Annotated in this window: 22 protein-coding genes; 8 read left to right on the forward strand and 14 right to left on the reverse strand. The window is 67.5% G+C overall.

What is annotated here, in order from left to right; all coding sequences use genetic code 11:
- Nucleotides 1–51 precede the first annotated feature (51 nt).
- The gene (locus tag R2J76_RS00490) at nucleotides 52–1,626 is read right to left on the reverse strand and encodes an adenylate/guanylate cyclase domain-containing protein (RefSeq protein WP_316413818.1); all 1,575 of its coding nucleotides are present in this window, start codon (nucleotides 1,624–1,626) and stop codon (nucleotides 52–54) included.
- A 70-nt stretch (nucleotides 1,627–1,696) separates the two neighbouring features.
- On the opposite strand from R2J76_RS00490, the gene rimO reads away from it, so the two are divergent.
- The 3 genes from rimO to R2J76_RS00505 are packed head-to-tail and all read left to right on the forward strand — an operon-like array spanning nucleotide 1,697 to nucleotide 4,109.
- A complete protein-coding gene (gene rimO, locus R2J76_RS00495) occupies nucleotides 1,697–3,073 on the forward strand; it encodes a 30S ribosomal protein S12 methylthiotransferase RimO (RefSeq protein ID WP_316413819.1) in 1,377 nt (458 codons plus the stop codon).
- A 41-nt stretch (nucleotides 3,074–3,114) separates the two neighbouring features.
- Nucleotides 3,115–3,564 carry an OsmC family protein gene (locus tag R2J76_RS00500; RefSeq protein WP_316413820.1) on the forward strand — a complete coding sequence of 150 codons (450 nt, stop codon included), beginning with the start codon at nucleotides 3,115–3,117 and terminating at the stop codon, nucleotides 3,562–3,564.
- A complete protein-coding gene (locus R2J76_RS00505) occupies nucleotides 3,564–4,109 on the forward strand; it encodes a phosphatidylglycerophosphatase A family protein (RefSeq protein WP_316413821.1) in 546 nt (181 codons plus the stop codon). Before R2J76_RS00500 ends, R2J76_RS00505 begins: the two co-directional genes overlap by 1 nt.
- A 15-nt stretch (nucleotides 4,110–4,124) precedes the next feature.
- On the opposite strand, the gene R2J76_RS00510 is transcribed toward R2J76_RS00505, so the two are convergent.
- On the reverse strand, nucleotides 4,125–5,876 hold the full coding sequence (locus R2J76_RS00510) for a DNA repair helicase XPB (protein ID WP_394366775.1): 1,752 nt from the start codon (nucleotides 5,874–5,876) through the stop codon (nucleotides 4,125–4,127).
- A gap of 173 nt (nucleotides 5,877–6,049) precedes the next feature.
- On the opposite strand from R2J76_RS00510, the gene R2J76_RS00515 reads away from it, so the two are divergent.
- On the forward strand, nucleotides 6,050–7,960 hold the full coding sequence (locus tag R2J76_RS00515; RefSeq protein ID WP_316413823.1) for a helicase-associated domain-containing protein: 1,911 nt from the start codon (nucleotides 6,050–6,052) through the stop codon (nucleotides 7,958–7,960).
- Between the two features lie 254 nt (nucleotides 7,961–8,214).
- Here the strand turns inward: R2J76_RS00515 and R2J76_RS00520 are convergent, their stop codons facing one another.
- Genes R2J76_RS00520 through R2J76_RS00530 form a run of 3 tightly spaced genes read right to left on the reverse strand, consistent with a single transcriptional unit; the run spans nucleotide 8,215 to nucleotide 9,566 of the window.
- Entirely contained in the window at nucleotides 8,215–8,502 is a 288-nt protein-coding gene (locus R2J76_RS00520) for a hypothetical protein (protein WP_316413824.1), read from the reverse strand.
- 43 nt (nucleotides 8,503–8,545) lie between these two features.
- Nucleotides 8,546–9,052: a hypothetical protein gene (locus R2J76_RS00525; protein ID WP_316413825.1), complete on the reverse strand. Its 507-nt coding sequence runs from the start codon at nucleotides 9,050–9,052 to the stop codon at nucleotides 8,546–8,548.
- Entirely contained in the window at nucleotides 9,039–9,566 is a 528-nt protein-coding gene (locus R2J76_RS00530; protein ID WP_316413826.1) for an RNA polymerase sigma factor, read from the reverse strand. The genes R2J76_RS00525 and R2J76_RS00530 overlap by 14 nt, the downstream gene beginning before the upstream one ends.
- A 298-nt stretch (nucleotides 9,567–9,864) precedes the next feature.
- On the opposite strand from R2J76_RS00530, the gene R2J76_RS00535 reads away from it, so the two are divergent.
- Nucleotides 9,865–10,455 carry a uracil-DNA glycosylase gene (locus R2J76_RS00535; protein WP_316413827.1) on the forward strand — a complete coding sequence of 197 codons (591 nt, stop codon included), beginning with the start codon at nucleotides 9,865–9,867 and terminating at the stop codon, nucleotides 10,453–10,455.
- A 32-nt stretch (nucleotides 10,456–10,487) separates the two neighbouring features.
- Nucleotides 10,488–11,855 carry a tetratricopeptide repeat protein gene (locus R2J76_RS00540; protein ID WP_316413828.1) on the forward strand — a complete coding sequence of 456 codons (1,368 nt, stop codon included), beginning with the start codon at nucleotides 10,488–10,490 and terminating at the stop codon, nucleotides 11,853–11,855.
- On the opposite strand, the gene R2J76_RS00545 is transcribed toward R2J76_RS00540, so the two are convergent.
- Both R2J76_RS00545 and R2J76_RS00550 read right to left on the reverse strand, forming a co-directional pair.
- Nucleotides 11,852–12,478 carry an OmpW/AlkL family protein gene (locus R2J76_RS00545; protein WP_316413829.1) on the reverse strand — a complete coding sequence of 209 codons (627 nt, stop codon included), beginning with the start codon at nucleotides 12,476–12,478 and terminating at the stop codon, nucleotides 11,852–11,854. The two genes, R2J76_RS00540 and R2J76_RS00545, sit on opposite strands and share 4 nt — an antisense overlap.
- A 343-nt stretch (nucleotides 12,479–12,821) precedes the next feature.
- Complete coding sequence (locus R2J76_RS00550; RefSeq protein WP_316413830.1) at nucleotides 12,822–13,190, reverse strand: PilZ domain-containing protein; 369 nt, start codon at nucleotides 13,188–13,190, stop codon at nucleotides 12,822–12,824.
- A gap of 173 nt (nucleotides 13,191–13,363) precedes the next feature.
- Between R2J76_RS00550 and rplI the strand changes: the two genes are divergently transcribed.
- Nucleotides 13,364–13,813: a 50S ribosomal protein L9 gene (gene rplI / locus R2J76_RS00555; protein ID WP_316413831.1), complete on the forward strand. Its 450-nt coding sequence runs from the start codon at nucleotides 13,364–13,366 to the stop codon at nucleotides 13,811–13,813.
- Nucleotides 13,814–13,887: 74 nt separating this feature from the next.
- Complete coding sequence (locus R2J76_RS00560) at nucleotides 13,888–14,187, forward strand: HU family DNA-binding protein (RefSeq protein ID WP_306598167.1); 300 nt, start codon at nucleotides 13,888–13,890, stop codon at nucleotides 14,185–14,187.
- A 428-nt stretch (nucleotides 14,188–14,615) separates the two neighbouring features.
- Here R2J76_RS00560 and thiS read toward each other — a convergent pair whose 3' ends face one another.
- The 7 genes from thiS to R2J76_RS00595 form a co-directional block, all read right to left on the reverse strand.
- Nucleotides 14,616–14,813, reverse strand: a complete 198-nt coding sequence (gene thiS, locus R2J76_RS00565; RefSeq protein WP_316413832.1) for a sulfur carrier protein ThiS — start codon at nucleotides 14,811–14,813, stop codon at nucleotides 14,616–14,618.
- Nucleotides 14,814–14,815: 2 nt separating this feature from the next.
- A complete protein-coding gene (locus R2J76_RS00570) occupies nucleotides 14,816–17,047 on the reverse strand; it encodes an aldehyde ferredoxin oxidoreductase family protein (protein WP_316413833.1) in 2,232 nt (743 codons plus the stop codon).
- A gap of 14 nt (nucleotides 17,048–17,061) precedes the next feature.
- Nucleotides 17,062–17,484: a 4Fe-4S binding protein gene (locus tag R2J76_RS00575; protein ID WP_316413834.1), complete on the reverse strand. Its 423-nt coding sequence runs from the start codon at nucleotides 17,482–17,484 to the stop codon at nucleotides 17,062–17,064.
- Nucleotides 17,485–17,632: 148 nt separating this feature from the next.
- Nucleotides 17,633–18,700 carry an ABC transporter ATP-binding protein gene (locus tag R2J76_RS00580; protein ID WP_316413835.1) on the reverse strand — a complete coding sequence of 356 codons (1,068 nt, stop codon included), beginning with the start codon at nucleotides 18,698–18,700 and terminating at the stop codon, nucleotides 17,633–17,635.
- Entirely contained in the window at nucleotides 18,697–19,395 is a 699-nt protein-coding gene (locus R2J76_RS00585; protein WP_316413836.1) for an ABC transporter permease, read from the reverse strand. Before R2J76_RS00585 ends, R2J76_RS00580 begins: the two co-directional genes overlap by 4 nt.
- Before the next feature lie 3 nt (nucleotides 19,396–19,398).
- Nucleotides 19,399–21,030 (reverse strand): L-glutamate gamma-semialdehyde dehydrogenase, encoded by a 1,632-nt coding sequence (gene pruA / locus R2J76_RS00590; protein ID WP_316413837.1) that lies wholly within the window; start codon nucleotides 21,028–21,030, stop codon nucleotides 19,399–19,401.
- 58 nt (nucleotides 21,031–21,088) lie between these two features.
- On the reverse strand, nucleotides 21,089–21,913 hold the full coding sequence (locus R2J76_RS00595; protein ID WP_316413838.1) for a substrate-binding domain-containing protein: 825 nt from the start codon (nucleotides 21,911–21,913) through the stop codon (nucleotides 21,089–21,091).
- Nucleotides 21,914–22,047: the final 134 nt, after the last annotated feature.

Below are 22,047 nucleotides of genomic sequence, written 5' to 3' on the forward strand. Positions count from 1 at the left end.
GTCATTTCAACATGTCGGGAGGGGCAATGTCCAAGGCGGAGGAGGCCCCGTTCATTCCCAGGGCACCAGGAAGGGCCGCACCTCCAGTTCGATGTTCTTGAGAGAGACGGGCTGGAGCGGGATGAACTCTTTTGATTGTAGTATTTCCGCCGTCCTGGGGCCAATGGCGATCTGGCCGGGGCCCGCCACGGCGCTTTCCAGGCGGGAGGCCAGGTTCACCGTGGAGCCCATGACGGTGTAGTCCATGCGCTTCTCGCAGCCGATGTCCCCGGCGAAGGCCTCGCCGCTGTTGATCCCGATGCGCATTTTCAGTTCCGGGTAGCCCGCGGGCCGGTCGGCGTTCAGGGCCTTGAGGCCCTGCTGCATGGCCCGGGCGGCCTCCACCGCGTGGGCGGCGTGGTCCGGGTCCGGCGCCGGGGCCCCGAAGAAGGCCATGATGGCGTCGCCGATGTACTTGTCCAGGGTTCCCCCCCGGATGAAGATCTGCTCGGTCATGACCTCGAAGGACCGGTTGAGGATGGAGGCCAGTTGCAGGGGCTCCATGCCTTCGGACATGCGGGTGAACCCGGAGATGTCCGCGAAGAGCACCGAGATCTCGCACCGGCGGGCCTGGAGGATGGGGGCGTCCAGGTTCTGGGCGGCGTGGAGGATCTCGTTGACCACCTGGGGGCTGTGGTAGCGCTCCAGGCGCTGGCGGAACCGGGTCTCCCGCTCCCGCTGGATGCCCACGGCGGCGAAATTGGCCATGGCGGACAGGAGGTGCTCATCCTCCCGCTTGAAACCGCCCTTGTTGAGGCTGGATTCCAGGTAGATCACCCCCAGGGACTGGGTGTCCACGATGAGGGGGGCGCACAGGGCCGAGGAGATGCCATGGATCTTGATGCTCTCCCCCGCGGAAAACCGGGGGTCCACCCGGGCGTCGGTGGTGAGGATCGTGACCTTGGCGGTCATGGCCGTGCGGGCAATGGTCCGGCTGATGGGAGTGGTGATGGCGCCGGGCCTTTCCTCCCACACGAATTCGGGCACCAGGTCCCCCGAGGGGTCCGCCAGGAGGATGAATCCCCGCTGGCAGGGGATCTGGGCCGAAACGAGGCTCATGACCGATTCCAGGAGCTCGGCCAGGCCCGCGGCCGCCAGGAGCTTGCCCGCCATGGAGGCCAGGCGGGAGAACAGGGCCTCCACCTCGGCCGGCGCTTTGTCCGCTTGGTGGCGGGCCAGCAGGTCCTCCAGGGTGGCGTGGGGCACCATGATGCTGCCGGAGGTGTCGAAGGCCCGGTCCTCCAGGGCGATGCGGGCCTCGGTGTGGGCTTTGGGCGGCGCCGGCTGGGGGGCCGCGGCCGTTTCCTCCCGCACCCACTGGATGGGCACCTCCCCCAGGAGGATGGTGTCCCCGGGGTGGAGGGGGGTGGGCTCCAGCACGGGGGCGTCCCTGTAGGTGGTGCCGTTCATGGACTTCATGTCCTGCACATGGACCTGGCCGCCCTTCAGGAAAAAGCGAGCGTGCACACGGCTGACCGCATTGGACGTGATCTTCACCGTGGCCGCGTCCCCCCGGCCCACGGTGATCCCTTCTTCCGTGAGTTCCACCGTCCGGCGTGCCCCTTCGACGAGCAGGATGATCTTCATGGGCTTCCACTCTCAGCAGAATGCAGAGAATAGCACCGATAACGTTATTCTGGAGGGTCAAGGAGGCCGGATGGCCAAAGTCGGTTTCATGTCCCTGGGCTGCCCCAAGAATCTCGTGGACAGCGAGGTGATGCTCGGCCACCTGCGGCTGAAGGGGTTCACCATCACCCCGGACCCCGCCCAGGCGGAGATCCTGGTGGTCAATACCTGCGGCTTCATCGAATCCGCCAAGAAGGAGAGCATCGAGGCCATCCTCCAGGCCGCCTCCCACAAGAAGACGGGGGCCTGCCGCAAGCTGGTGGTGGCGGGGTGCATGGTGGAGCGCTACCGGGACCAGCTCCTGGCGGATATGCCCGAGATCGACGCCTGCCTGGGCACCCGGGACATCGAGCACATCGCCGAGGTGCTGGGCGCCTCGGACCGGCTCTTCGAGCCCGAGCGGGACCCCGGCTACCTCTACACCGAGGCCAGCCCGAGGCTCCTCACGACCCCCAAGGCCAGCGCCTACCTCAAGATCAGCGAGGGCTGCGACCACAGCTGCGCCTTCTGCATCATCCCGGCCATCCGGGGCCCCCAGCGGAGCCGGAGCATCGATTCCGTGGTGGCCGAGGCCCGGAACCTGGTGGCCGGGGGCGCCCTGGAGATCAACCTCGTGGGCCAGGACACCACCGACTTCGGCCGCGACCTGGGGGACCCGGACGCCCTGGAGAAGCTGGTGCGCGCCCTGGGCGGGGTGGAGGGCCTGCGGTGGTTCCGCATCCACTACGCCTACCCCAACCGCCTCACCGACGGCCTCCTCCATGCCATCGCGGAAACGCCCAACTGCGCCAAGTACCTGGACATGCCCCTCCAGCACGGGGACGCGGCGGTGCTCAAGGCCATGGCCCGGGGCGGGGGGCGCAAGCCCTTCCTCAAGCTCCTGGAAAAGGCACGGCGCATCGTCCCGGACGTCTTCATCCGGTCCAACTTCATCGTGGGCTTCCCCTCGGAGGACGAGGCGGCCTTCGGGGAGCTGCGGGCCTTCGTGGAGGAGGCCCGGTTCGAGCACGTGGGGGTCTTCACCTACTCCCTGGAGGAGGGGACGCCGGCCTTCGCCCTGGGGGACCCGGTTCCCGCCCGCACCAAGAACAGCCGCAAGCGCATCCTCATGGAGCTCCAGCAGAAGATCTGCCGGGACCGGAACCGGGGCCTGGAGGGACGGGTGCTGGACGTGCTGGTGGAGGGCACCCACGAGGAGACCGACATGGTCTTCAAGGGCCGGCACATGGGCCAGGCGCCGGAGGTTGACGGCGGGGTGCTCATCGTGGGCGGCGACGTGGTGCCGGGCACCATCCAGCCCGTGCGCATCACCAAGGGCCACGCCTACGACCTGGTGGGCGAGGTGGTGGAGGGCGGGGCGGAGGAGGCCGTGCGCCGCTACGAGGAATCCCGGCGGTCCCGTTCCTGACCGGATGAGTCTGGTTTAGACTATCGCCCAGGAGGCACGCGATGTCCGAGAAATTCCCCGTCACCGTCAGCTGGAAGGGCACCACAAGCGACGCGACGTACACCCGCTCGTCCCTGCTCGCCAAGCCCGGGGCCCCCGCCCCCATCCCGGCCAGCAGCAGCGTGGCCAACGGCGGCGAGGCCTCCCGGTGGAATCCCGAGGACCTCCTGGCCGCCGCCATGGCCCAGTGCCACATGCTCACCTTCCTGGCCCTGGCCACCAAGGTGCGCCTGGAGGTGGTCGCCTACGAGGGCGCCGCCGAGGCCGCCATGGAGACCGTGGACCGGATCACGAAGGTGGCGGCCATCGCCCTGAGGCCCACCATCACCGTGGCCCCCGGCACCAGCCACGACAAGGTGCGGGAGATGTTCGAGAAGGCCCACAAGTACTGCGTCATCGCCAATTCCTTCAACGGCGAGGTCACCCTGGAGCCCAGCGTGGTGGACGCCTGATGGGGGCTCCGCGCTGGGCCTGGTGGGTGGCCACGGGGCTGGGTTCGGGCCGCCTGCGCCCGGCCCCCGGCACCTGGGGCTCCCTGGCGGGCCTGGCCTTCTGGTGCCTGCTCACGCCAGGGCTGGCGGCGGCGGGGTCCTGGGTTTCGGAAGGGCTCTTCCTGGCCGCCCCCGCGGCCATGACCTGGCTGGCCGTGGCCGCCTCCGACCGCGTGGTGGCCGAGACGGGCGACAAGGACCCCGGCTACATCGTCGCGGACGAGTGGGCCGGGCTCTGGATCGCGCTCTGGCCGGTGCGCTGGGAGATCGCCAACGGCCTGCATGGGGGCCTTCCGGGCGGAGCCTGGCGCCTGCTTCCGGCGCTGGCCATCCCCTTCCTGGCCTTCCGCCTCTTCGATATCTGGAAGCCCTGGCCCATCCGGCAGATCCAGGTGCTGCCCGCCGGAGGGGGGATCGTGGCGGACGACGTGGTGGCGGGCTTCTTCAGCATCCCGCCCGTGGTGCTCCTGGTGCCGGCCGCCACCCGGATCCTGGCGGGGATCTGAGGCCCCGAAGCCCGCTCAGGGCTGGAGGGGCGCGGCGTCGTCCAGCATCTGCCGCCACACCGTGGGTTCGCTCAGACCGTTCTCGTCCAGGTGCCGGCTCTCGATGAGGTACCGGTACCCCTGTTCCGTGAGGAAGAGCTGCCGGTTCCGGGCGAATTCCTGCTCGGTGGTGTCCCTGGAGATCAGGGAGTAGAAGAAGCTGATGTTGCGGTCCCCCTTGGGACGGAGGATCCGGCCCAGGCGCTGGGCCTCCTCCTGGCGGGATCCGAAGGTGCCGCTCACCTGGATGGCCACGCTGGCATCCGGCAGGTCGATGGCGAAATTGGCCACCTTGCTCACGATGAGCACCTTCAGCTCCCCGGCCTTGAACCGGCGGTACAGCTCCTCGCGCTCCCGTTCGGGGGTCTGGCCCGTGAGCACGGGCGCGTCCAGGCGCTCGCCGATGATCCGCAGCTGCTCCAGGTACTGCCCGATGACCAGCACGCTGTCGCCGGGATGACCCGCCAGCAGCTCGTCCATGACCTTCAGCTTCAGGCTGTTCTCCGAGGCGATGCGGAAGCGCGCCCGCTGGTCGGCCACGGCGTAGTCCATGCGCTCGTCCGAGGGCAGGGGCACCCGGATCTCCAGGCAGTGGGCCGTGGCGATGAAGCCGCTCTTCTCCAGGGTCTTCCAGGGCACGTCCACGCGCTTGGGGCCGATGAGGGAGAAGACGTCCTCCTCCTTGCCGTCCTCCCGCACCAGGGTGGCGGTGAGGCCCAGGCGGCGCTTGGCCTGGAGCTCGGCCACGGCCCGGAACACCGGGGCGGGCAGCATGTGCACTTCGTCGTGGATCACCAGGCCCCAGTTGGCGGCCTCGAAGATCTTGAAGTGCTCGAAGGGGGCGCCCTTGCTCTTGCGGTAGGTGAGGATCTGGTAGGTGGCGATGGTGACGGGGCGGATCTCCTTGGTGTCGCCCGTGTAGAGGCCGATGTCCTCCTCCCGCAGGGAGGTCTTGTCCAGCAGCTCCTGCTTCCACTGCTTGACGGCGGTGACGTTGGTGGTGAGCACCAGGGTGCGGGTCTGGAGCCGGGCCATGCATCCGATGGCGATGACCGTCTTGCCCGCCCCGCAGGGGAGCACAAGGACCCCGGCGCCGCCCTCGGGGCCGCCGCCCGCGTGGAAGACGTCCACTGCGGCCTGCTGGTATGGCCGCAGGCCGAAGGGCCTGCCGGTGCCGGCCAGGTTCTCCCGCAGGGCGAATTCCAGGGGGTCCCCGGGCTTGAAGCCGGCCAGGTCCTGCACCGGGTGGCCCAGGCGGATGAGCTGGAGCTTCACTTCGCCCCGCTTGCCGTCGGCCAGGAAGATGCCCCGCTGGTCCGGGTAGGGCTCGGCCAGATGCTCCTGGAGGCTGCGCTGGTTCTCCAGCTCATAGAAGAGGCCCCGGTCGTCCATCTCCAGGGCCAGGCGGTCGCCCTTCTGCACCAGGCGCAGCTTCCCGTAGCGGGTGCCGTGGTCCTGGATCTCCTGGAGGAGGTTCTGGGGCACGGGGTACTTGGACCAGCGGTTGAGGGTCGAGGCCATCTCCTCGCAGGTGACCCCCGAGGCCGAGGCGTTCCACAGGGACAAGGGGGTGATGCGGTACGTGTGGATGTGCTCCGGGGATTTCACCAGTTCCGCGAAGCGGCTCAACTCGTCGCGCACTTCCTCGAAGGACGGATGGGCCACCTCCAGGAGAAGGGTCCTGTCGCTCTGGACGATCAAGGGGTTGTCCGGACGTAGGGCAATCACGCGGCAAGGTCCAAAACCCTGAGACTAGAAGGACTCGATCCCCGGGTCAACGCACCGCTTGCGCGGGGCAGGGGGCTGGATTTTCCCCTCACGTTTGGCCCTGAACCATGAGAAACTGATCGGTCAATATGGATCGGTCCCCCCCCGGCACAGCCCGGTGCATGCGAGGAATCATGGCCCCTTCCCATTACCAGCTTCTATGCAATTGCACCGACGACCAGCTGCGCAGGATCTGCCAGCGGCGGAAGCTTCCCGTCCCCCAGTACTGGCAGGAGGGGCCCGAGGGGCGCATGCGCCTTCTCAAGACCATGGTCTTCCATCTGGAGGACAACAAGCAGCTCACCAATACGCTCCTGGACCTGGACGGGCGCAAGCTGACGGAGCTCAAGCTGCTGGCCGAAGAGGGAACCCAGCCCGATGCGGCCTTCCAGGACGAATTGCTGGCCCTGGGCCTCATCCTCCCCACCGGCGAGGGCTGGGCGGTGCCTGGTCGAGTGGCTGACGCCCTGGCCGATTTCGACGACGCGGCCTTCTGCTTCCAGGGGGGACCGAACGTCGCCCTCATCCCCGCCCCGCCCTACGGCTTCGCCCTGGCCCTCACCTCCGTCCTGCTGCGCTGCATGGGCGGGATCCGGGTGCTGAAGGGCGGACTGCCCGCCAAGAAGGAACTGGGCCAGCTCCTCCAGAAGAACGCCCTGCTCAAGGACGAGCGGGACGCCACCCTGATTTTTGGCCTGCTGCACCGCCTGGGCCTCCTGTGGACCCGGGAAGGGCGGGTGGATACCCTCCTGCCCGCCGTCCTCACCCACTCCCCCCGGTGGGTGCCCGAGCGGGCCTTCGCCATCCTCCTGGAACACGACCTCAAGCTCTGGAACATGCCCCCCGCCGAGGACCGCACCTTCCTGATGCAGCACCTCCTGGAGCGCCGGGGCCAGGTGCTGGCCGTGAAGCCCTTCCTGGCCTTCCTCGAGACCCTGCACCCCCTGGACGTGGGCCGCACCGAAACCGTGTTCCTGCCCTTCCTGGGCCGCATGGGGCTGGTGAACCTGGACGCCGAGGGCGCCCACGTCTCCCTGTCCCCCCACGGGGAGACCCTGGCCCAGGAGTACCTCCTGCGGGACCACCGGGGCACCGAGGGCCACTGGGCCCTCTTCATGGCCGACCAGCCCCTGGTCATCCAGCCCACCCTGGAGGTGCTCACCCCCATGGTGCAGAACCCCCACCGCCTCCTGCGGGTGGCCCAGATGGCGGACGTGGAGACCCTGGACGCCATGGTGAGCCTGCGGGTGGGTTCCGACACCCTCATCCGGGCCCTGGACATGGGCCTCAGCCTGGAGGAGATGAACTGCCTCCTGGGCGCGCCCTCCGCCGCCGTCCCCCAGCCCCTGGCCCAGCTCCTGGAGGACCTGGCCCGGCGCCTGGGCGAAGTGGAAGTGCAGCAGGGCTGCCGCCTGGTGAAGGCCCGCACCGAGGCCCTGGCCGACGAGCTGATGCTCCGCCCCGAACTGGCCACCCTGGGCCTCCAGCGCATTTCCGGCAACGTCCTGGAAGCCAACGGCCCCGGAAACGCCTTCGCCCTGCTCAAGCAGGCCGGTTTCCTGCCGAAGCCCGGCCGCTTCCTCCCCGTGAGCATCGACGGGGACGAGGCCCTGTACCTGTGGTCGCTGGCCTGTCTTTCCTTCGTGGACGAGCAGGGCATGAACCATCACCTGGACCCCGTCCGCCAGATCATCCACGCCGCCCTCCAGAAGATCCAGGCCGAGGACCCCAACCTCCACCAGGAGATCCGCCGCCGGGTGCCCATGCTCCACATGGGCATGGGCGCCCAGGCTGCCGAGGAAACCACCCGCATCCTGGAGTACGCCGCCAGCTACAACCTCATGGTGGAACTCACGTACCTCCCCCTGGCCGCCCACCGCCCCCAGCTGCGCAAGGTCACCCCCCAGGGCGTGGACGCCGAGCACCTGCGCGGCTTCTGCCACCTCCACCAGGAGGTGATGAGCTTCCGCCTCAGCCGCATCATGGGCGTCCGCCTCCTGAACGAGCGCGGCTGGACGCCGCCGATGCACCCGCAGGCCGTCTAGCCTGCCGAAGCAAGCGGATAACTATTCCCTATCCCCTGCATCCTGTTCATCGTCGTTCATCCCTGTTTCCGCAGGGCCAGCGATGTGGTGGGACGGCGCCCAATGGATCCGCATGCGCCGACCCATCCCTGCTTCTGGCCCTGCGGAAACAGGGATGAACGCCGATGAACAGGATGCAGGGGATGAAAGAAGGGATCATCCGCGGCGTTGGTGCCGGGGGAGGGGGGGCGTGGCCTCGGGGAGGTGTGGGTCGCCTACAGGTTTCCGATTTCGACCATTCGCTTGTCGATGCGCTCGGCCACCTTCTCCAGCACGTCCTTGAACTCCGCGCGGCCGTCCTTGGATTCCTTGTCGAACTTGCGCTCCAGCTGGAGGACGGACTTCTGCATCTGATTGAGGAGGCCCTTCAGCTCCTCGATCTCGTCCATCACCTGGTTGATGCGCCCGTCGGGGGGCCGGCTGTTGCTGAAGACGCTCATCCCCGCCAGGGCCGCGGCCAGGGCGGAGCAGATCAAGATGAGTAGTTCCATTCCGCTGGACATGGGCGTCGCTCCATGCGCCATTCTAGCCGGAAACGGACGGGGATCAGTGCGCCTTCACCTGCTGGGTGTCCTGGGGGATCACGCCGGCGGGCTGCTCGATGGGGATCACCAGTTCCTTGCCCTTGGTGGCGGGCTTGGCGGGCTTGCGTCCCGAGACCAGGAGGGGCTGCTGGGCCTCCACGGCCTTGCCGGGGACGGGCTCGCGCTTGATGGAGGCCGCCATGCGGTTGAGTTCGGCCTCCTTCAGGGCCATGGCGGAGGCCAGGTCCTCGGCCTTGTGCTTCTGGGCGATGCCCCAGAGGCTCACGCCCCCGAAGGCCAGGGCCAGGGGCAGGGCGGCGGCCATGAGCATCCAGTGGCTGCGGCGCCGGGAGGTGTGGTTGCGGCGCCGGGCCTCCTTGCGCAGCTCGTCGGCCAGGGCGATCAGCTCGGGGGTGGGCTCGGACTCGAAGTAGTTGCGGGGCTTCATGCCCAGGAGCGCCCGCAGTTCGGCCCGCAGCGCCGTGTCGCCGGAAGGTTCTTGGCTTCTTTGGGGGTCAAGCCAGGACATGAAGGCCTCCAGAATTTCCGGTGGAATTGAGTTGGTTCCTGAGATGGGCTTTGGCGCGATGGATGCGGGTCTTGACGGTGGCTTCGGGGATATCGAGGATATCGGCGATCTGGCGGATGGAGAGATCTTCCACCACGAAGAGCCAGAGGGTTTCCCGGAAGGTGGGGGAGAGGGTCTTCATCCGCTCCCGGACCTCCTGGCTGAGCAGGTCGTCGTCCGCCTCCGGCCCCTTGCCCTGTTCCACCACGGCCTCGAGGCTGATGGACTGGTTCTTCAGGGGCCGGCGCTCCGTGAGGGACAGGGTGCGCACGGTTCCGTAAAGGTAGGCGGTGGGGTGTTCGACGGGGGTTTCCCGCTGCATGAGAATGACGAATGCTTCCTGGGCAATATCTTCCGGGTAAGTGGCGCCGTAGCGCCGTGCGTAGCTTACCAAACGGGGATAGAGACAGGAAAAAATTTCGTGAAAGTCAGTGGTTTCCCCGAAGGGAAGATCCGGTGGGTTGAACGGCTCCATGCATGGCTCCGAATTCTAAATGGTGAAGGGGAGGTAAATGTTCCCGGAATGGGTACCCCTTCGTGGAATTGGGTAGTCTAGGACCATGAGCGGGCACTTCCACCACTGGCGCGACACCCTCCAGGACCTGGGGGTGATCGGGCTGGTCCCTCCACCATACCAATCCGAACCCCTTCATGATACCCCCGTTGTGCCGCAAAAAAACATTGTGGCGCAACAACCTGTATTGGAAAAAACAATCGCGTCCCCCGTCCCTCCGCCGCCCTCCGGGCCCAAGGCGGTCCCGCCCCAGGATTTGGTGGACGGGGCGGCATCCCTGGCGGCCCTGGAAACCTGCATCCAGGATTGCCAGGCCTGTCCCCTGGGCGCCGGCCGCATCAAGTTCGTCTTCGGGGAGGGGGACCCCGCCGCGCGGATCCTCTTCGTGGGGGAGGGCCCCGGAAGGGACGAGGACCTCCAGGGACGCCCCTTCGTGGGCAAGGCCGGGGAACTCCTGGACAAGATGCTGGGGGCCATGGGCTTCTCGAGGAACCAGGTGTACATCTGCAACGTGGTGAAGTGCCGTCCCCCGGACAACAGGACCCCCACCCCCGCCGAGGCCCAGCGCTGCCTGCCCTACCTGAGGCGCCAGATCGAGCTGATCCGCCCCGCGGTCATCGTCACCCTGGGCGCCACGCCCCTGCGGGAGCTCCTGGGCGTCTCCACCGGCATCACCCGCATCCGCGGGCAGTGGCAGACCCTGGACATGCTGGGGGGGATCCCCGTGATGCCCACCTTCCACCCGGCCTACGTGCTCCGCCAGTACACCCAGGACGTGCGCAGGGCGGTATGGGCGGACCTCCAGGCCGCCAGGAACTGGCTTTCGGAAAATCACGGCCCAGCCAAATGATGCCAAACTAGGCGTTCAATACGGGGAACCTCATGCGTCTGATCAACGTGCTCTTCATCGTGCTCATCGCCTTCGTGCTCATGTCGGTGGGCTACGTGTACATGGGGAACACGGCGGTGCTGGGCCAGAACATCAAGCTGTGGACGGACGTGAGCGTGCGGGTGTCCTCCCTCCTGGTGGGCGCCTTCCTCCTGGGCTTCGTGCTGAACCTGCTCTACACCGGCATCATGGAATTCACCCGCTTCGTCAAGGGCATCAACGCCTCCGCCGCGACCCGGGCCGGGAAGCGCCTTTCCAGCCTGCTGACGGAGGCCCGGGACCTCCTCTCCCACGGCCTTCCCGGCCATGCCCGCCAGGTGCTGGAGAGCGTCCTGCGGGAGCGGGGGGACCACGTGGCCGCGAGCCTGCTCATGGCCGAGGCCCTGGTGAAGCTGGGCGACTACGATGCCGCCGTCAAGCACCTGGAGGGCTGCGCCCAGGCCCACCCCGAGGCCATCGAGTTCCAGTACCTGCTGGCCGACGCCCTCATCGCCGCCCGCAACCCCGAGGCCGCCGCCGTCCTGCTGAAGCGGGTGGCGGGGGACAACCCCAAGGTGGCGCTGCGGGCCCTGCGCAAGCTGCGCACCCTGCACATGGACGCCGGGCGCTGGGAGGAGGCCCTGGATGTGCACAAGCGCCTCATGTCCCGCTTCGCCAAGGAAGTGAACAGCCCCGAACGGGCCCAGGGCACGGCCCTGCAGTACCAGGTGGGCCTCACCAAGGTGGAGGCCGACCTCTACAAGGAGGCCGCCCAGATCTTCCAGCAGATCCTCAAGGAGGACACCACCTTCGTCCCCGCCTACCTCTCGCTGGGCCGCTGCATGATCCTCCAGGACCAGGAGGTGCAGGGCCTGGAGATCTGGCAGGAGGGCTTCCGCACCACCGGGGAGGGCGCCCTGCTGCAGGAGGTGGAGGACTACTTCATCCAGAGCGGCAAGCCCGAGGAAGGCCTCGCCGTGCTCCGGCGCATCGCCGCCACCAGCGAATTCGCCACCACCGCCAAGTTCTTCCTGGGCAAGATGCTCTACCGCCTGGAGATCCTGGACGAGGCCCTGGTGCTCTTCCAGGAGGTGCGGGCCCAGGTCGTCTACTCCCCCATCCTGTTCTTCTTCATGGCCAAGATCCATTCCCGGCGCGGACGCATGGAGCAGGCCCTCAACGAGTACCGCCAGCTCCTGCGCAACCTGGGCATCCTCCGCCAGCGCTTCGAGTGCAGCGTCTGCGGGCAGAAGACGCCCGATTACGTGGACCGGTGCGAGGCCTGCGGCAGCTGGAACAGCAGCCACTTCATGTTCAAGGAGAACGAGCTGCCCGAGCTGCACCTCCGGCCGGAAACGGGACCCTGGGTGGGGATGATCTAGAAGCGGTATCCGAGGCCGACGCCGAAGAGCATCGGATCGAGTTGGACGGCCGATACCTTCGTGCCGGTGGCGGCCAGTTTCACGTCGGCGCCGAGCTTCACGTACTTCACGTCCAGGTTGAGGTAGAGGCGGTCGGCGACCTTGATGTCCACGCCGGCCTGGGCGGAGAGGCCCACGCTGCTCTTGGAGAGGTCCAGGGCGCCCACGCCGGGGACCTTGATATCCACGTCGGAGATGAGGGTGAGGTTGAGGCCGGCGCCCAGGTAGGGGTTGAAGGTGGCGTCGGGCAGGAAGTGGTACTGGGCGGAGAGGACGGGGGGGAGGTGCTTGAAGGTGCCGATCTTCGTGCCGGAGAGGGTGACGTCGTGCTGCTGGGGGACGGTGAGGATCAGTTCGGCCGAGAACTGGGGGGTGAAGAAGTAGCTGAAATCCACTTCGGGGATCGTCTTGTTGCTCACGTGGATCGCGTCCGCGGGCACCGCCAGGGCGGGAATGGCGTCGGATTTGTTGGCGGGCTGGATGCTCACGGCGCGGACCCGCACCAGCCAGGGGCTGTCGGCCGCCTGGAGGCCCGTAGCGCCCAGGGCGACGGCGAAAACCGTGAGGGAAGCAAGCTTGATCATGAACGACCTCCGGAAGAGCCCCCGGGATCGCCCGGGAGCGGGTACAAGGCCGCACGGCCGGCACGGAGCCGGGAGGCGGTGGACGAAGGAAGGCGAGGTTCGGACGGACCGGGGCTGGCCTGGTGGGCCGTCGAAAGCCGGGTCCTGGATTGGGATTGATGCCTAATGATACCTTTTGGGTCACATATGTCAAGACCCGTTGGTCGTCAATCCCGCCCCGGGTCACCCAGGGTCTGGGGGGGGATACGGCAGGGTCCGTGTCCCGGACGGGCTAGGGGCCCTCCGGTGGGGCCTATGCGTTGAGGGCGCACGTCCGGGACCCGTACGCCTGGTCGGGTAGGCCTCAGGTCCTGGATTCCACGAAATGCAGCAGGGATTCTTCCATGGACGGGGTCATGGCGAGAAAGTGGATGCCCAGGCCGATGAGCTCCAGTGCCCCCCGGCCGCCCCCTGATCCGCCCAGCACGTAGGCGACCTTGGCCATGAACGGCTCCCCGGTCAGGTCCGGGTTCTCGAAGCCGAAGTGCTCCAGGAGGGTCCCCTGCCGGAAAAGGTGGTTCTCCGCCCTGGGCAGGGTGGCGAAGCAGCCTCCCGCGCTCAGGTTGGTGATGCGGATGTTGTTGTAGGCGAACTGCTTGACCCGGAACTGGATGGTGACATCCGGCCCCACGACGATGCGCAGCTTCGATCTCCTGTCAGTTGCAGAATCCATGGGGTTCCGTTGGGATGGGTGTCGCGTTAAAGTAATATGACAGAAAAAGTGGCCTCAACCCACCGAGGGAACGGGCTCCAGACCTTTGGAGAACCCTGGCAGGGAAATGCTTCCCAGCCTAACCTATGAGGGGACAACGCCTTAGCGCTGGCCATGCACTGGAGACCCACCCAATGGAGATTCTGCTCATCGAGAACGTGCCCAATCTGGGCGTGCGCGGCGACGTGGTGAACGTCAAGGACGGCTATGCCCGTAACTTCCTGCTTCCCCGCAGGAAGGCCCTGCCCGTGACCGCCGGCAACAAGCGCCAGATCGAGCTCGAGAAGGAGCGCAACATCAAGCTGCGCGCCAAGGAACTGGCCGATGCCCAGTCCCTGGCCGAGAAGCTTTCCGCCCTGGCCCTTTCCGTGGCCAAGAAGGTGGGCGAAAACGGCCACCTGTTCGGTTCCGTCACCAATGGCGACGTGGCCGAGCTGCTCAAGGCCAAGGGCTTCGAGATCGAGAAGCAGAGCATCATCGTGCCCCACGTGAAGACCGTGGGCGCCTACGAAGCCGACGTCCGCATCTATGCCGGCGTCCACGCCAAGATCGCCCTTGAAGTCACGGCCCTCGCGGCCGAGTAGTCCTTCCCGTTCCACGGAGCCGGACCGGATGGCCCGGCTTCAGATCCTCAATACCGCCTCCAGAGAGGAACAGCATGACCAAGACCACCTCCAAGCCCGAAACCATCGGCATTCCTGAGCTTTCCGCCTCCCTCGCCGAGGCCCATGACCTCACCAAGGCCCGCGCCAAGGCCATGCTGGACGGCCTCCGGGACGAAATCGTGCAGTCGCTCCTCGGCGGCAAGCGCGTGAACGTCTTCGGCCTCGGCACCTTCGAAGTGCGCGCCACCCGCGAGAAGATGGGCCGCAACCCCAAGACCGGCGAGAAGATCCAGATCCCCGCCGGCCGCAAGGTCGTCTTCAAGGCCGCCAAGGGCCTCAAGGACCAGATGTAGGACGCACCAGCCCGCGAAAACGGCCGCCCTCGGGTGGCCGTTTTTTTTGGGGATCGAGCCCCTCAAAGCTATCCCCGCCGGGGGCCCCAGGTTGGGTGCGGGAGGTTCCAGGGGAGGGTCCCGACCCACCTGGGTCCCGACGTCCTGCTCCTACCCATCGGTAGCGCGAGCAGCATGGCTGCTGCTCGCGCTTGCCGTTGTCCATGGAATAGAGGGATCAAGGAAGGGGGAGGCCCCCGTTCCTTGACTCCACCGAAGCGCCGCCTGGATACGGCAAGCGCTCGCAGGCAGCCTGCCTGCGAGCGCCACGGTGGGTCGGCGCCTTGGATCGGAATCCCGGTGGGTCAGGGTCCCATGCGGGAACCCGGCCCCGCAAACCTGCGGCCACCGGCGGGTACCGACGGGAAGGGCCGGATGACCGGGACCTTCTACCCCCCGCTCATGAGATGGATCACCTGCACCACCGCCCCGTCGGGGACGGGGGTGGTGGGGTAGTCCCGGGGCTGGACGAGGGTGCTGTCGATCTTGATGACCAGGAGCGGGAACTTGAAGTTCCGCTCCGCCAGGACGTCCCGGACGGTCATGCCGGGGGTCCAGGCCACAGGGTCGCCGTTGACCGTGATCATGGTCAGCCGCCGTGGTTCTTGACGATCTCGACCACCTCGGGGAAGACGTCCAGGCCCAGTTCCTGGATGCGGGCCAGGGTGGGCACGCCGTTGGGGGTCCAGCCGCGGCGGAGGTAGACGGCGTCCACCAGGCTGTTGTAGCGCTTCATGCGGTATTCGCGGGTGATGGCGATCTTCTCGTCCATGGACTTGCCGGCGGGGTCCACCCCGATCTCCTCCAGCATCTGCTTGTCGTAGCGCTCGCTGCGCGAGGCGTACTCCTCCCGGGTGACGGGCCCCACCGAGCGGTAGGGGGGGATGTCGAAGGAGCGCAGGCCCTTGCCCATGCGGATATTGAAGATGCGCTGGAAGTTGTAGACCTTGGCGCTCTGGCGGATCAGCTCGTCCTTGTCGATCTTGAGGCCGGTGGTGGCGTTGAAGACGTCCACGTAGTTCTGCACGTGCTCGGGGACCTTGGCGGGCTCGGAGGTGGTGGCGTTGTCCGAGGGGACCACGTCGTTCCAGGGGAGCTTGCAGAAGCCGTTGAGGCCGAACCAGGTGCGGAACAGGGGGAAGTAGTAGAGCGCCTCGGCCTTGTCCTCGAACGTGGGGAGCTGCTTGTTCACCATGTCCATGAAGATCAGCCAGGCCTCGTCGTGCTGGGGCCCCTTGTTGGTGAGGGCGTAGCCGCCCTGCTGGGCCAGGGATTCCTTGGACATGTACTGGCTGTACTCCAGGCCCTTGCACTCCATGCCGATGTCGGCCATGAGCTGGGGGTCGCCCCAGCCCTTCTCCGCGAAGATGGCCTTCATCTTGTGGATGCCCTGGCCGGCGATGAGGCCGAAGCCTTCGCCGCGGGCCATCTGGTGCATCATCTCCAGGTCGGCCTCGGCGTTGCCCCAGGTGAGGTCCAGCCCGCCGGTGCGCTCCAGGTTCAGGATGCCGCGCTGGTAGCACTCCATGACGAAGGCGGTGAGCGTGCCCCAGGTGATGGTGCAGACGCCGTAGGTGTCGCAGTAGAAGTTCAGCTCAAGCAGGTAGTCGGGATCGAAGACGCCGCCGTTGGAGCCCAGGCCCGCGGCGTTCTCGTACTCGGGGCCGTCCACGGTGACCATGTGGCCCTTGTAGGGGCCGGTCTTCAGGACGAGGCCGTCGGCGCCCTTGGCGCAGGCCATGGAACACCCGTACCAGCACCCGTCCACCGTCTCCTGGGTGCAGCGCGCCTGCCACACGGGGGAGGCGATCTTGTGGGTGTCGGGGTGGGAGCCGTACTGGAAGTTGTGGGTGGGCAGCAGGTCGTAGGCGTCCATGATCTCCACGATGTGCGCGGTGCCGTTGCGCCGCATCTTGCACTGGGAGTCGTCGTTGGTGCGCATCTCCTTGTGGAACTTGATGCCGGTCTTCGCGATGGTCTCGGGATCCACGGGGTTGTTCAGGCCGCCCTTGACCACGGGGCCGCGGCACACCAGGGCGCGGATGCGCTTGTCCCGGAACACGGTGCCGATGCCGCCGCGCCCGGCCTGCTTGAGGCGCACGCAGCCCCGGCGGGGGTCCCACCAGGAGAAGTTGAGCATGCCGATGAGGCTGTGCTCGGCGCCCGCGCCGGTGGACACCACGGAGATGTTCACGCGGTCCTCGTCGTTCTCGGCGTACATCCGCGTGAGCACCTCGGCCAGCACGTGGCTGTCCACGGGCTCCATGGGCGCGGCCTCGATGCGGATGACGCCCTTGCGGCCGTCGATGAAGAGGATCACGTCCTGGTCGGCCTTGCCCTGGAGCTCCAGGGCGTCGAAGCCCGAGAACTTGAGCAGGGGCCCGAAGTAGCCGCCCACGTTGGAATCCACGGGGATGTCGGTCTGGGGGGAGAGGGTCACCACCAGGGACTTGCCGCTGCCGGCGTACTGGGTGGTGCCGGAGACGGGGCCGGGGCCGATGATGATCTCGTTCTCGGGGTCGTTCCAGCGGGTTGCGGGGGTGACGGCGTTCCACAGGTACCAGAGGCCGAAGCCCCGCCCGCCCAGGAAGATGTCCTTCATCTGCCGGGTGACGGGCTTCTCCATGATCTCCCGGGTGCCCACGTTCACGTACAGGGTGCGGTTGGTGTAGCCCTTGTCCGGGAGGCTGGGGGTGAAGGTGGCCTCGGCCAGGAGCTTGTGGGCGGCGCGGATGGCCTCCAGGCCCTCGTGGTACTCGGTGCGCTTGGTGAAGTCCACTTCACAGCGGACGATGGGGGTGCTGGATTCCAGGTGGCTCATCGGGCGTTCCTCGGTCAGATGATGCGGGCGGCGGGTTCGGGAACTTCGACGATCTCGAGGGCGGCATGGGGGCAGGCCTTCACGCAGATGCCGCAGGCGGTGCACTTATAGGGCTCGACCCAGTCGGGGTTGCGCTCGAAGGCCTCCTTCTCGCAGAAGCCGATGCACATGTAGCAGCCCACGCAGAGCTTCTTGTTGATCATGACCACGCCCAGCTTGTTGCGCTTGAGGGCCTCGGCGGGGCACACCACCACGCAGTCCCCGCACTGGTCGCAGAGGATCGCGTGGCCCGTGCCGTCGCCGTGGTCGCGGATGTGCAGGGCCGCCAGGGCCGGGTCGTCCACCTTGAACACCTTGGTGGCGCAATCGGCCTCGCACTCGTGGTTGCAATCCCGACCGTAATTGCACTTGGTCATGTCGATGCGCAGCTGTCTCATGCCCGGGCCACTCCCCTGGGGCAAACATCAGTCGACGGCCTGTTGCCGTCGTGCGCCCCAAGCCAAGCTACCTCGCCCCTTGCGACTGAACAAGAAAGCGGCCGGAATTGTGATTTGGCTCACCGACTTTTCCGACCGCCCCGGTCGGTTATTTGCGCAGGAGATGCACCGCCGTGGCCTTGAAGGTGGCCACCACCCGGCTCCCCTCCGCCAGGGCCAGTTCCTCCAGGGACACCGGCGTGACGTAGGCGGCCAGGAAAAAGCCGCAGTCCAGCTCCACCTTGAAGAAGGGCCCCTTGGGGACGATGCGGGTGACGGTGCCGTCGAAGCGGTTCCGGGCGCTGGTGGGGCCCCCGGGGGGGGCGGTGAGGACGACGTTCTCGGGGCGGATGCCGATGCGCACCTCGTCGTCCAGCGGGGCCTCCCCCGCGGCCACCACCGCGCCGCCGCCGGTCCCCACCCGGAATTCCCCGTGGCCGGAGCCCTCCACCCGGCCCGCCAGCACCGTCTCCATGCCCACGAAGTCCGCCACGAAGGCGTCCACCGGGCGGTTGATGACGTCCAGGGCCGGACCGCACTGCACCACGCGCCCTTCCCGGAGCACCGCGATGCGGTCCGCCAGGCGCAGCGCCTCCATCTGGTCGTGGGTGGCGATGATCGTGGTGGTGCGGGTCTCGCGCAGCACGGCGGCGAGGTCGTCCAGGAGGGCCTCCCGGGTGGGCGGGTCCAGGGCGGAGAAGGGCTCGTCCAGGAAGAGGATCTCCGGACGCAGCACGAAGGCCCGGGCCAGGGCCGCGCGCTGGGCCTCGCCGCCCGAGAGGTTCCGGGCGGAACGGTCCAGGAGGTGGTCCACCCCGAAGCGCGCGGCCATTTCGGCCACGCGGGTGGCGCGCTCCGGGCCCGGGACCCCGTGGAGCTTCAGGCCGGATTCCAGGTTGGCGCGCACGGTGGTGTCGAAGAGAAGGGGGGCCTGGAAGACCATGGTCACCCGGCGCCGGTAGGCCTCGGGGCGGAGGGTCTCGCCCCGGAAGGCCAGGGAGCCCTCGGCGGACTCCATGAGGCAGGCGAGGGTCTTGAGGAGGGTGCTCTTGCCGGAGCCGTTGGGGCCGATGAGGGCCAGCACGCCCCCCGCCTCCAGTTCCAGGGTAGGCAGGTCCAGGACCGTGACGGCCCCGCGGCGCACCCGGATGCCCTCGGCCCTCAGGAGCGCGGTCACCGGGGCCGCTCCCGCTGCTGGATGTGGGTGAGGGCCGCGTTCACCACGAAGGTGAGGGCCAGGAGGATGAGGCTGAGGGCGATGGCCACGTCGAAGTTGCCCTTGCCGGTCTCCATCACCGTGGCGGTGGTGAGCACCCGGGTGCTGCCCTTGATGTTGCCGCCCACCATGAGGGAGGCCCCCACCTCGGAGATGACCCCGCCGAAGCCGGCCATGACCGCGGCCAGCAGGGGCAGCCGCGCCTCCCGCACCAGGAGCCGGAGCATCTGGAACCGGGTGGCCCCCAGGGAGAGGATCTGCAGGCGCAGGTCCGGGGGCAGCTGCTGGAGGGCGGCCACGCTGATGCCCGTGATGATGGGGGTGGCGATGACCGTCTGGGCCAGGATGATGGCCGTGGGGGTGTACAGCAGCTCGAAGCCGCCCAGGGGTCCGTTGCGCCACAGGAACATGGTGACGAACAGCCCCACCACCACGGGCGGCAGCCCCATGCCCGTGTTCACCAGGCTGATGACGGCGCGCCGGCCCGGGAACTCCGTGAGGGCCAGCACCAGCCCCGCGCCCAGGCCCAGCACCAGGCTCGCCAGGGTGGCCAGGACCGTGACCTTCAGGGTGAAAAGGGTTATCCCCAGGACCTCGGGGTCCAGGGTGCGCAGAAGGTCAAAGGCCTTCCGTATGCCCTCCCACAGCAGCTCCAATCCTCATTCCTCGTCCATGAAAGGATAGGCGAAATCCCGGTGGGGGGCGAAGCACTCCTTGATGGTGCGGGGCGAGGTCCAGCGGATGAGGTTCAGGAAGCTGCCGGCCTTGTCGTTGGTGCCCGAGGCCCGGGCGCCGCCGAAGGGCTGGTGGCCCACCATGGCGCCGGTGCACTTGTCGTTGATGTAGAAGTTGCCGGCGGTGTTGGCCAGGGCCTCCGTGAGCCGGTTGATGACGTAGCGGTTCCGGGCGAAGATGGCGCCGGTGAGGGCGTAGGGGCTGGTCCCGTCCAGGAGCTGGACGGTCTCGTCCAGCTTCGCGTCCTCGTAGACGAAGAGGGTGAGCACCGGCGCGAAGATCTCCTCCTGCATGGTGACGAACTTGGGATCGGTGGTGACGATGATGGTGGGCTCGATGAACCAGCCCTTCGTCTTGTCCCCGTGGCCCCCGTGGATGATCTCCGCCGAGGGGGAGTTCCGGGCCAGTTCGATGTAGCGCATGGTGCCGTCGAAGCTGGCCTCGTCGATGACGGCCCCCATGAAGTTGCGGAAGTCGCGCACGTCGCCCACCTTGATGCGGGCCATCATGCCCAGGACCAGCTCCTTGAGCTGGGGCCAGTGGGAGGCGGGGACGTAGGCCCGGGAGCAGGCCGAGCACTTCTGGCCCTGGTACTCGAAGGAGGCCCGGACCAGGGCCGTGGCCACCTCCACCATGTCGGCGGAGTGGTGCACGAAGATGTAGTCCTTGCCGCCGGTCTCCCCCACCAGCCGGGGGTACATCCGGTACTTCCCCACGTTGTCGGCCACGGTCTTGGACATGGAATTGAAGACGCCGGTGGATCCCGTGAAGTGCAGCCCCGCGAAGGAGGGGTGGTCCAGGACGATGCGGCCGAGGGTGGAGCCCTTGCTGGGCACGAAATTGATGACGCCCCGGGGCAGCCCGGCCTCCTTGTAGAGCTGCATCAGGTAGTAGTTGGAGAGGATGGAGGTGCTGGCGGGCTTCCACACCACCGTATTGCCCATGAGGGCGGGGGCGGTGGCCAGGTTGGCGCCGATGGCGGTGAAGTTGAAGGGGGACACGGCCAGGACGAAGCCCTCCAGGGCCCGGTAATGCACCCGGTTCCAGGTGTGGGTGTTGCTTTCGGGCTGCTGGCGGTAGATCTGCTCCATGAAGGTGGTGTTGTAGCGGAAGAAATCGGCCGTTTCGCAGGTGGAGTCGATCTCCGCCTGGTGGGCCGTCTTCGACTGGTTGAGCATGGTGGCGGCGTTGAGGATGTAGCGGTACTTGGTGGAGATGAGGCTGGCCATGCGGTTGAAGATGGCCGCCCGCTCCTCCCAGGGCGTGCTCTCCCAATCGGCCTTGGCGTCCAGGGCCGCCTGGATGGCCAGGCGGATCTCCGCCTCGCCGGCCTCGTGGTACCTGGCCAGCACGTGCCCGTGCTCGTGGGGACACACCGCCTCCCGCAGGGTGCCCGTGCGCACCTCCTCCCCGCCGATGATGAGGGGGATGTCCAGCACCTGGCTGTACTGGCGGTCCAGCTCCGCCTTGAGGCGGGCCCGTTCCGGGGTGCCCGGCGCGTACGAGAGGGCGGGCTCGTTGAAGGCTTGGGGGAGATTGAAGATGGCGTTGGTCATGGGTCCTTTCCCGGGTCGCTGCGGATTCACCCAGTCTAGGGATCCCGCAATAACAGCCCTAGTTGTCCTTTTTGCCCGCGTCGGGGAAGAAAAGAGGCGAGCCGAACTTGTCCACGCCGAAGGTGCGGATGACTTCCTGGACGGGGGCGGAGACCATGAAGGCCGCGAAGGCCTTGCCGCCGGCCGCGTTGACCTTGGGGTACTTGGCCGGGTCGATCTCGATGACGTGGTAGATGTTGGCCAGGGAGGCGTCCCCCTCGGAAACGATGGCCAGGCCCAGGCGCTTCTTCAGGGCCAGGTACGTGCCCCGGTCCGACAGGGTGTAGCCCCGCTTTTCGGAGGCCACGTTGAGGGTCTGGCCCATGCCCTGCCCGGTTTCCAGGTACCAGGGCTTGCCGGCGGGGTCGATGCCCGCGGCCTTCCAGAGCTTCTTCTCCTGGGCGTGGGTGCCGGACTGGTCCGCCCGGGAGACGAAGGTCACGGCGCGGGCGGCCACCTTGCGGAAGGCCTCCGGGGCGCTGGGGGCGGCCTTCAGGCCCGCGGGATCCGCCGGAGGGCCCAGCACCACGAAATCGTTGTGCATGACCAGCCGCCGGTTGATTCCGGGACCCTCGGCCATGAAGGTCTTCTCGGCATCGGGGGAATGCACCAGGAGCACGTCCGCCTCGCCCTTGCGGCCCATGGCGAGGGCCTGGCCCGAGCCCACGGCGATGGTCTTGACCTGGAACCCGGTCTGTTTCTGGAACATGGGCACCAGCACATCCAGCAGGCCCGAGTCCTGGGTGCTGGTGGTGGTGGCCAGGATGACGCTGCGCTGGGCGTAGGCCGCGGGGCCCAGGCAGAGCAGTGCCCCGGCCAGGAGTGTCAGGATCCGGTTTTTCATGGCGGCCTCCTTGGCAGGCCGTCCCAGGGCGGATCAACGGGCCGCACCCCTCGTTTGGGGCGCTAAGGTGCGGGACACGGCAATCCCGACCCCGGGAACGGACGTACTACCGATGGTTGCATGTGGATATAGCG

The sequence above is a fragment of the Mesoterricola silvestris genome (assembly GCF_030295405.1).
GTDB classification, from domain to species: domain Bacteria; phylum Acidobacteriota; class Holophagae; order Holophagales; family Holophagaceae; genus Mesoterricola; species Mesoterricola silvestris.